The organism is Paenibacillus sp. 05T425, from assembly GCF_056396205.1.
Genome location: NZ_JBFTLA010000067.1, coordinates 1 through 523 on the forward strand (window position 1 = coordinate 1; position 523 = coordinate 523).

General features: G+C 50.5%; 2 rRNA genes. Both read left to right on the forward strand.

The annotated features are described in order from the left end of the window. Window positions 1–12 precede the first annotated feature (12 nt). Window positions 13–129 (forward strand): 5S ribosomal RNA (gene rrf, locus AC1DF0_RS32090). Window positions 130–380: 251 nt separating this feature from the next. Continuing rightward, a 23S ribosomal RNA gene (locus tag AC1DF0_RS32095) occupies window positions 381–523 on the forward strand; the annotation flags it as partial.

The following is a 523-nucleotide window of genomic DNA, read 5'->3' on the forward strand; positions in this document are numbered from 1 at the left end:
AAGCATCATCCGTTTGGTGGCGATGGCGGAGGGGAACCACGCGTTCCCATACCGAACACGACCGTTAAGCCCTCCAGCGCCAATGGTACTTGGACCGCAGGGTCCTGGGAGAGTAGGACGTCGCCAAGCGGGTGCAGATATTGCACTTTTATATTGCTCTTTGAAAACTGGATAACGAAAGAWAAGAATTGCTGAAACATCCTTTAGCTGGATTAACCATCAGCGAGCAGAGTTAGCGAATGCGAGCTCAGCAGTTGATGTTAGCGAAGGTTGTTCGAGATTGTTGCGACATTTTTTCAGTTTGTTTCARCCATTTGATGTCTTAGGAGATCAAAGAAACAAAGTGAAAACGGCGCACAAGCCGAATCAACCGAAGCATTGGTTAAGCTATTAAGAGCGCACGGAGGATGCCTAGGCACCAGGAGCCGAAGAAGGACGTGGCGAACAACGATACCGCCTCGGGGAGCCGTAAGCAGGCTTTGATCCGGGGATTTCCGAATGGGGAAACCCAGCTGGAGTAATG